General features: G+C 30.5%; 7 protein-coding genes and 1 tRNA gene. 5 read left to right on the top strand and 3 right to left on the bottom strand.

Annotated elements, in window-relative coordinates; all coding sequences use genetic code 11:
- Positions 1-163 precede the first annotated feature (163 nt).
- Complete coding sequence (locus A3M9_RS0111795) at positions 164-2,170, bottom strand: methyl-accepting chemotaxis protein (RefSeq protein WP_027309375.1); 2,007 nt, start codon at positions 2,168-2,170, stop codon at positions 164-166.
- 264 nt (positions 2,171-2,434) lie between these two features.
- On the opposite strand from A3M9_RS0111795, the gene A3M9_RS14995 reads away from it, so the two are divergent.
- Positions 2,435-2,566 (top strand): hypothetical protein, encoded by a 132-nt coding sequence (locus A3M9_RS14995; RefSeq protein ID WP_256379688.1) that lies wholly within the window; start codon positions 2,435-2,437, stop codon positions 2,564-2,566.
- Between the two features lie 328 nt (positions 2,567-2,894).
- Here A3M9_RS14995 and A3M9_RS0111785 read toward each other — a convergent pair whose 3' ends face one another.
- Positions 2,895-4,730, bottom strand: a complete 1,836-nt coding sequence (locus A3M9_RS0111785) for a DUF5050 domain-containing protein (RefSeq protein WP_027309374.1) — start codon at positions 4,728-4,730, stop codon at positions 2,895-2,897.
- A 400-nt stretch (positions 4,731-5,130) separates the two neighbouring features.
- Between A3M9_RS0111785 and helD the strand changes: the two genes are divergently transcribed.
- The 4 genes from helD (at position 5,131) to A3M9_RS0111760 (ending at position 8,573) form a co-directional block, all read left to right on the top strand.
- Positions 5,131-7,434 carry an RNA polymerase recycling motor HelD gene (gene helD, locus A3M9_RS0111775; protein ID WP_027309372.1) on the top strand — a complete coding sequence of 768 codons (2,304 nt, stop codon included), beginning with the start codon at positions 5,131-5,133 and terminating at the stop codon, positions 7,432-7,434.
- Positions 7,422-7,796, top strand: coding sequence for a zinc ribbon domain-containing protein (locus A3M9_RS0111770; RefSeq protein WP_027309371.1), 375 nt, complete (start codon positions 7,422-7,424; stop codon positions 7,794-7,796). The genes helD and A3M9_RS0111770 overlap by 13 nt, the downstream gene beginning before the upstream one ends.
- A gap of 63 nt (positions 7,797-7,859) precedes the next feature.
- A complete protein-coding gene (locus A3M9_RS0111765; RefSeq protein ID WP_027309370.1) occupies positions 7,860-8,165 on the top strand; it encodes a hypothetical protein in 306 nt (101 codons plus the stop codon).
- Positions 8,166-8,497: 332 nt separating this feature from the next.
- Positions 8,498-8,573, top strand: a tRNA-Trp gene (locus A3M9_RS0111760).
- A 204-nt stretch (positions 8,574-8,777) separates the two neighbouring features.
- On the opposite strand, the gene A3M9_RS14520 is transcribed toward A3M9_RS0111760, so the two are convergent.
- A partial coding sequence (locus tag A3M9_RS14520; RefSeq protein ID WP_156897870.1) for a transposase occupies positions 8,778-8,887 on the bottom strand: 110 nt, incomplete at its 5' end.

Below are 8,887 nucleotides of genomic sequence, written 5' to 3'. Positions count from 1 at the left end.
AGCGGCCATCAGGACGATGGCATCGCGAGGGTAGGACTTTTTCAAACAAAGAAAAGCTTAGAATTGCTTGGCGAAATGAACGAATGCCCAAGAAATCCTTTATGGGGCTAATCAACACTTACCTTTTTAGATAGAAAAAGTGTTGCCTTTTTAAGGCAACACTTTATAATTTTATCACACTCAATACATCCTTTAGCTTGTTTGCTCCCTCAAGGTTTTGGTCTGAAATTTCCTTTACTCCATCAACTGCTGCAACTATATTTTGAGTCTTTGATGCAATATCTTCAGTTCCTATTGCACCTTCATTTACTGTCTTTGCCACATCGCTTATTGCCCTAACTATATCAGAAACTGCCTCTGTTGCTTCCTTTATCTGAATCTTTACCTCTTCCATATAGTTATATATAGTATCTGCATCCATATTATACTGCTCACCAACAACTATAAATGCATTATAGTCATTTGTAACCTTTTCCTCAATAAATCCAAGTATATCTTCACTGCTCTTTGCAAGGTTTTTAACCGATGCATTTACCATCTCAACAACCTTTTGTATATTTGCTGCAATTTTTGAGGATTCTTCTGCAAGCTTCCTTACTTCATCTGCAACAACAGCAAATCCACGTCCCGCCTCTCCAGCACGTGCAGCCTCTATTGCTGCATTTAGAGCAAGCAGGTTTGTTTGGGATGTTATTGCAATTATTGCATCTGCAAGTTCATTTATCTTTTCTACCTTCTTTGATTCTTCTATTGCCTCTTCAAGGTCCCTTTTAACATTGCTATAAATATTTAGAGCATTTTCCTTTGAAGATTTTACATCTGCATCTATCATTAATGCTCTTTCCTTTATCTCCTCAGTATAGCTTGTAACCTTCTCTACCTTTTCTCTAATCTGCTCTACATTTGCTAATATCGAATCTGATGTTGCTGTTACTTCTTCTGTTGCAGCTGATGTTTCCTCCATTCCTGCTGCAAGTTCCTCTGTTGTTGCCATATTGTCTTCTGCCTCTGACTTTAGCATTTCAACAGTATTTGAAACCTTAAAGGCATTTTCCTTAATAACTTCAGACACATCAACAATTTTACCTACTATATCCCTTAATTGAACTCTTAAATTAGCAACTGCATTTGCAATAATTCCAACTTCTCCTTTATATTTTAAAAGGTCATCATATTCCTTCTTGTAGTTTAATTCAAATCTTGATGTTTCATCAATTAGCTTTACTACCTTCTTCAATGGGCTTGTTATTCTTTCAACGAATAGATAACATAATACTACAGCAATTAATCCTAAAACTGAAAAGATTAATACAAGTTTTCGTATTAGTGAATTTATTGGTGCTACAGCTTCTCCTTCATCAACTGTTGTTACAACAATCCATCCTGTCTTTTTTGTAAAATCATATCCTGCAATCTTTTTTGCTCCATTATACACATAATTTATTGTATCTCTCTCAACCTTTGCATTTGTATTAAGCTTTTCTATTAGTCCTTTAACAGCTTCATTTTCAACAGGTTTACCTATTTTGTTTTTATCCTTATGGTATATCATTTTACCCTTTGTATCCACAAGATAAGTATATCCAGACTTTAATCCAGCAACTCCCTCATCCTTTAAATACTTTGAAAAGCTGCTGCATTTTACTGCACTTGCCACAAAACCCTTTATATATCCATCTATAAAAACTGGATATGTTACTGCAACTACTAATTCTCCAGTTGATTTTGAAACAAGAACCTCGCTTATTACAGGCCTTTTTGTACTTATTGTATCCTTTGTGTATTGCCTGTCCTGTACACTTTTACCAATTAAATTTCTATCACTGTCTGCTAATATTGTACCATTTAAATCTACAAGAAATATATGTTCACTATTACCAACAATTGTTACATAATTTTCGAATAATCTATTTAATGCCTCCACATCTCCTTGTCCCTGTAAAACTGCCTTAGCATCACCCGAGGAGGCAAGTCCGTGGAGTTCTGATACCTCTTTTTCTAAAATAGCATCTATTTTTTCTGCCTCTGATGATGAGATATTTAAAATTTCACCATTTAATCTTTTAATAAAGTAATCATTAACACCCTTATAGGATAATAAGCCTATTATTACAATGCTTGTTACAAAAATTGATAGTACGAACAAGGATATTCGTTTTCCCATTGTCATTCTGCATTTCCTCCTTTGTATTTTTGTATATATTCTTTATCGTAACTTAACTTCAAAAACTTAACAAGCCTTTTACAAAATAAATATTATTTTTAGTTAATTTTTAAATGTTTTTATGTATTATTTTTACTTGTATAGTATAGTATTTACATTGTTTCTTTGACTTTAAGCTATACTTTTCTATATTTATACTTCATTTCTAATTATTTCACTTATATTATTTATATTTTAAATCAAAATATAAATAGAAGGGAGGCTGAGTTTATGGTTAGAAAAAGTAGAAAAGGTATTGTAGGCAAGGCTCTTCCTACTATGTCTAAAAGATATAGAATTGGTGAGGGAATTGATTTTATAAAGGAAAAGCTTAAAATGGAGGGAAAGATAGACGAAGATTAGAAGAAGTAGGATTTTGACTACTTCTTTAGATTGTTGCTAAACCTAATTTTAGCTAAAGTATGAAAAAGCCCTATGAAAGGATTTTAATGGGCTCTTTCATGAGCTTTAGCAATTCTTGTTTTTCGACTTTGAAAAAGTCCGTAATTCGGCACAGGACGTGCCGAGCCGAGCGGCCATCAGGACGATGGCATCGCGAGGGTAGGACTTTTTCAAACAAAGAAAAACTTAGAATGCTTAGCGAAATGAACCGATGCCCAAAAAATCCTTCATAGGGCTAAGCAATGTATAACTTTTTCAACAAATTGAAGTAGACGTTTCCCTACTTCTTTCATTTAACATCAACCTCTAAAACTTTATAATAGTCACTTATTGTATAGTAGAGCTTCTTTTGTTTTTCATCATACAGATATGAATTTATACATCCTATGTCTTCCACTACTGTTGACAGCTTATTGGTATTAATATTCAAACATTTTATTTTAAATTTTCCATTATCGTTGATTTCTATAAAAAATATTTTTTCATTTGATACAAGGCATCCATCAAAAAATAATAAATTGCTGTGTAATATGTTTTTTTCTTTAGTTTCAAAATTATAGACACATAGATTGTTCCCTTCAACATAATAAATATTTTTATCATTTATATATAAAATTTCTGATAAGTATACACCATCATTTTTAATCTCTTCTGTTTTGTTGGTTTTTATATCTAAAACCATAATTTTCGTTCCATTTGTTATACCATTTTCATTAGGGTAATAATATATTTTACCATTTCCTATATATAGTACCCAAGCATTCTCTAATAACCTTTCGATTTTATTATTGTATATTCTATATAAATTTGTTATTGAAAAGATATAAATCGTGTCTCCATCAACAAACATCCTATTAGTTAATATATTAGTTACCAAATTAGGAGTATTTGAATCTATATCAAAACTATATAGCTGACCCCCATAAAAAAACAAATTACCGCCTACAGCTTTTAAATCCTTAACAAATATATTTTTCAAATTATTACTAATGAAAACTCTATCTCCATCATCAGAACCTAATTTATGCTCAATTAATTTAACATAATCTGAATAAAATAATTTGTTATTTGCTTTAACCATCCTATATCCCTGAAGTGTATCTATTTCTTTTTTGTCTGGATAATAAAAAAGAATAGGCTTTATACCAGGAAATTCGTATTTCTTCTTGTTTTTTATATCATATATATAGTCTTTATTACCCTCCACTATAAATTCAACATTGTTATAGGTTATTCCATTAACCTTTAGCTCCTCCCTTGGATTCTTACCTTCTAAGTCAACACTCATTAGGACTCTTTCAATTTCTCTGTTACTTAAACTATAATAATATACTCTTCCTTTTAAAATTTTAGATAATTCAATCCCTCTATTTTGATCTGCTATTTCCCAAAGCTTTTCAAATTTATTATTAAAGCAAACTATCTTAATGTTGCCAACTGATGTATAAAAATATCCATTGTAGTACATCAAATTTAAAATAGGATCCTGCAATCGATATGTTTTATAGGTTTTATCCTTTATATTCATTTCATATATATAACTGCTTTCATCTGTAAAATAATAGTAGATAACATCTCCCATATATAAAAACTTATGAGGGTATATTTTTAAATCTATATTAGTTTTATTTGAAATATCATATAAAATTACATTTCTGTTTTCACTATTTAAATAGGCAATTTTATTATCAACAATTTGAAAATCTGCACAGTTGTCAAACAGTTTTTCTATAGATTTGTTTTTAGGATTCAACCTATATAATGTATCTTTAACATCCCTAAAATAAACAATGCCTTCATAGGCCTCAACTTGGTTTACCCAATTTTTTGTAATCATTTCTAATGTTTTATTCTTTGTATTGTAGGCATATAGGCAAAAATCCTCATATTTTAAGGCAGGTACAAAATATATAGTATCTCCTACAATAGCCTGATTTTTAGTGTAATTGGTATAAAAATCCTCTTGCTTTAAAATCCTTGTCCTTACCTGATAATTAAAGGTTTTTAACTTAGGTACAAAATAATCTTTTATGCCTTTGCTAAAGTAACTAAATAAAAATCCAACTAAAAGTATCCCTGCTAAGATATAATACATCCTCTCTATCTTCTTTCCTCGATTCTCCATTTTATCACCCCCAAGAATATTGTAACATATTATTCCATTTGTGTATATTTATATATCGTGTATAAAAATATTATAATTGCCCATACTCTTAATATATTAATATTAAGGGGGTAAATTCTGTGATAAAATTCTCTTTGTTTTTCATTATTAGTCTTTTTATATTTCAAATAATAAAATTTAAATTAGACGACCAAAGGATTAAACTGTGTCTAACATTAGTCCAGCTCTCACTTTTAGCAACCTTATTTATTAGTATCTATGTAATTTACAGTCAACATATTTTATTTGCAGTTAAATAGTCTATTTCCCAGGAAATCGTATTTACATATACTTTAAAATGATTTAGAATAAATTTAAGCTGTTTTCAAGGACCTCCAAAAATATAAACGGAGGTGTTTTTATGTCAATCCAAAATCATCCAGATTATAAACAGGAAGTACAATTTTTAAGCTTTATACTTGAATTTTTAAATAAATATCACAGTTCACTTCTTAAAACAAAAGATAGGTTAAACAAAGAGCTATCAAGTGGAGTAGGAGACCCTAAAGATGACAGCAGTGACCCCTACATCAGTATGATAATCAACACTCAGCTTTCCGATACAATAGAAGAGAAATTAAAAAAGATTGAGAACGCACATAAAAAACCCTATTTTGCAAGGGTTGACTTTACAGAAGATGGTTCAAAAAATCGTGAAAAGCTTTATATTGGGAAGATGTCTGTGCTTGATGACAAAAACTACAAACCAATAATAATAGACTGGAGAGCACCAATTGCTAATCTTTATTATGAGGGACGTTTGGGTAGAGCCCATTATGACTGTCCTGATGGAAGAATTTATGGAGAAATTCATTTAAAAAGGCAGTATACAATTGATGATGGTAAACTTTTAAATATGTTTGATATTGATATAACAACAAACGATGAATTTTTACAGGCCTTCCTTGGTGCAAACGCAGATAATAGGTTGAAGGATATTGTTTCAACTATACAAGTTGAACAAAACAGGATAATAAGAGCAGATATGTGGAAACCACTAATTGTTCAAGGGGTTGCAGGAAGTGGTAAAACAACTATTGCTCTCCATAGAATTGCCTATCTTATTTACAACTATGACAAGGATTTTGTTCCTGAAAACTATATGATTATTGCTCCAAATAAGCTCTTTTTAAATTATATATCTGATGTTTTACCCGAACTTGGAGTTAATAGAGTTAAACAAACTACCTTTGAAGAGTTTGCCTTTGAGGTTCTTGAAAAGAAGGTTAAGATTAAGGATGTAAACAGTAAACTTTCTAAATTAGTAGATATTGAGGATGAAAGAGAGAAGGAAATTATAATTGAAGCAACTAAATTTAAAACATCAAAGGAATTTATGGATATATTAAGTCTTTATCTGAAGCAAGTAGAACAGACTATTATACCTCAAAATTCCTTTAATGTTGGAAAGATAGAGCTATACTCCTATGAGGATATACAAAAACTTTTCTTAATAAATTATTCTGACCTTCCTTTTCAAAAAAGGTTAAATGAAATAAAAAAACATCTACAAAATAGAGCAAAACTTAAAAAGGATGAGTTAATTGAAAAATTACACAGGATTTGTGATTTAGAGGTTAATAAAATTAAATTAAGCATTGAAGACACAGAAGAAAGAAGAATTAAATTAACTGAAACATACAATAAACGCGATGAACTTATAGGTAAGGTAAACGATTTTGTAAAAAATGGTGCACAAAATTTTATAAGGGCAATAGAAATAAAATCACCCTTTGAGTACTATGATGAATTCATATTTAGCAATCTATTTAAAGAACAGGCACTTAAATATATAGACAAATATGCCTATGAATATTTAATAGATTCGTATAAGAAAAATATTGAATCTAATTTATATGAATATGAAGATTTGGCTCCACTTCTTTTTATTAAATATACTACTTTAGGTCTTAACGAAAAAATTAAGGTTAAACATATTGTAATCGACGAGGCACAGGATTTTAGTGTACTACAGCTGTATGTTTTAAAAAACATTATAAAAGATAGTTCCTTTACGATTCTTGGTGATTTAAACCAAGGAATACACTATTATCGTGGAGTTAGAGATTGGAATGAAATAAGGAGCATTGTATTTAATAATTCTGCCAATTACCTTACCCTTGAACAAACCTATAGAACAAGTATTGAGATTATGGAGGTTGCAAACAAGGTTATAAGCCATATTAAAGATACTCAGGTTCAAATTGGGAAACCTGTTATTCGACACGGTGAAAGGGTAAAAGTAAAAAAGTTAAACTCCTTAAAGGAAGTTGTAGAAAATATTTTTATAAAAATTCAAGAATTAGAGCAATCAAATATTAACACAATAGCTATCATTGGAAAAACACTAAGTGAATGTAAGGAAATTCATAAGCTTCTTAAAAAGAAGGGGTTGGACTTTAAACTAATAACAGGTAATGAAAAGGAATATTCTGCAAAGAGGGTTATTGTACCTTCGTATCTTTCAAAGGGACTCGAATTTGATGCCGTATTTATACCTAATGCCAGCAGAGATTTATATAAGCAGAATGAGCTTGATATAAAGCTTCTTTATGTAGCACTTACAAGACCTCTTCATAGATTATATATCTACTCAATAGGTGAAGTTTGTGATATGCTAAAGGATATAGAATGCAATGAGGGGGAAGGTATATGTTCTTTATAGGTATATTTGGAGTTGAAGGCAAAGAAGAACATATTGGAGATATAAATAGTAAAGTTTGCAAAGTATGCGGGCAGTTTACCACATATAAAGTGTATAAAAGATATTCTTATTTTCACTTTTTCTTCATTAAGTTATTTAAATTTGATGAACATTACTTTGCTATCTCAAGATGCTGTAACAGAATATTTGAGATACCAAAGGAAGTTGGAAAAAAATATGAATTAAGAGAAATAAACGATATAGAGGATAAGGACTTAAGGGAGATATATAATCCCTATGCTGAAAAAGTATGTCCAAATTGCAAAAACTTAGTTAATCCTGATTATCCCTATTGCCCCTTCTGTGGTACAAGATTAAATTAACTTAAAAAAATCACTTTTTAACATCCTCCCACATATAATGTACTAAAAAAGGGGGGATATTTTATGCCAGAGCTTTGGGGCATTGTAGCAGTATTGGCAATACTTGTTATATATTACTTTGTAAACAGAGAATATGCAAAAAAACTGGCTCTTGAATTTATGTTCTATGTTGAAAAGAAGGCTGAAGAACTTGCACTAACCGAGGGAAAGAAGAAATTCTACTACGTAGTTTCACAGTATGACAAGCTTCCTGCATTCGTTAAGGCAGTTATTACCCCAGACCAATTTGCACAGATGGTGCAACAGCTTTTTGATGAAGCTATAAGTAGGTTAGATAATAAAAATGAATATATTGCACCTGATAAATAATTCATAAAGCCCCAAGAAAAACAATGTTTTCTTCAGGCTGTTCTAAAAGTTATATATTGATTAGCCCTATGAAGGATTTCTTGGGCATTCGTTCATTTTGCCAATTTGGAATCCATTCATAGGGCTTTTTCATAATTTAGCTAACAATTAGGTTTGTCAACAATCTGAAAAAAACAATGTTTTTTCTTAGGGATAATTCATACATAACTTTTTATATATACTAACCCTATATTGCAAACTACCCATACTTATAGAAAGATTAAAATATCCTATATTTTTTATAATTAGGTGTTGACAAATGTCATAATATATTATAAAATAATCTATGTCGAAGGGGTATAGCTCAATTGGTAGAGCAACGGTCTCCAAAACCGTAGGCTGTGGGTTCGATTCCTACTGCCCCTGCCATAAGGCCTAATCGTATGATTAGGCCTTATTTATTTGGCTCTTTGTCAATTGTTGGGGCGGGTATTCAATTAGAATGCCTGTCCTTTCTTGTTTGAGAGTGATTTTATAAAGATAGGTTGGATGGGGGAGAGTCCCCTGCAAAAAATTGCAGNACAAAAAGACCAACGGGAGTTGGTTTTCTAAAATTTGGTATTATAATTTACTTTAATTACAGCAATGAAGAATTCTATTTCTAAACCTATCAAAGTTTTTAAAGCCGAAGGCATTTCTTTTAATAACTTTAATTTTGTTATTAAAGCCTTCAGTACAAGCAT

The sequence above is a fragment of the Caloramator sp. ALD01 genome (assembly GCF_000472625.1).
In the GTDB taxonomy this organism is placed as follows: Bacteria; Bacillota; Clostridia; order Clostridiales; family Caloramatoraceae; genus Thermobrachium; species Thermobrachium proteoclasticum.
This window is presented reverse-complemented; position numbering and strand designations above follow the sequence as displayed.

Excerpts from the sequence above, each read along its gene's own strand:
- A3M9_RS0111795 (WP_027309375.1), bottom strand. The coding sequence starts at position 2,170 with ATGACAATGGGAAAACGAATATCCTTGTTCGTACTATCAATTTTTGTA.
- A3M9_RS14995 (WP_256379688.1), top strand. The coding sequence starts at position 2,435 with ATGGTTAGAAAAAGTAGAAAAGGTATTGTAGGCAAGGCTCTTCCTACT.
- A3M9_RS0111785 (WP_027309374.1), bottom strand. The coding sequence starts at position 4,730 with ATGGAGAATCGAGGAAAGAAGATAGAGAGGATGTATTATATCTTAGCA.
- helD (WP_027309372.1), top strand. The coding sequence starts at position 5,131 with ATGTCAATCCAAAATCATCCAGATTATAAACAGGAAGTACAATTTTTA.
- A3M9_RS0111770 (WP_027309371.1), top strand. The coding sequence starts at position 7,422 with ATGTTCTTTATAGGTATATTTGGAGTTGAAGGCAAAGAAGAACATATT.
- A3M9_RS0111765 (WP_027309370.1), top strand. The coding sequence starts at position 7,860 with ATGCCAGAGCTTTGGGGCATTGTAGCAGTATTGGCAATACTTGTTATA.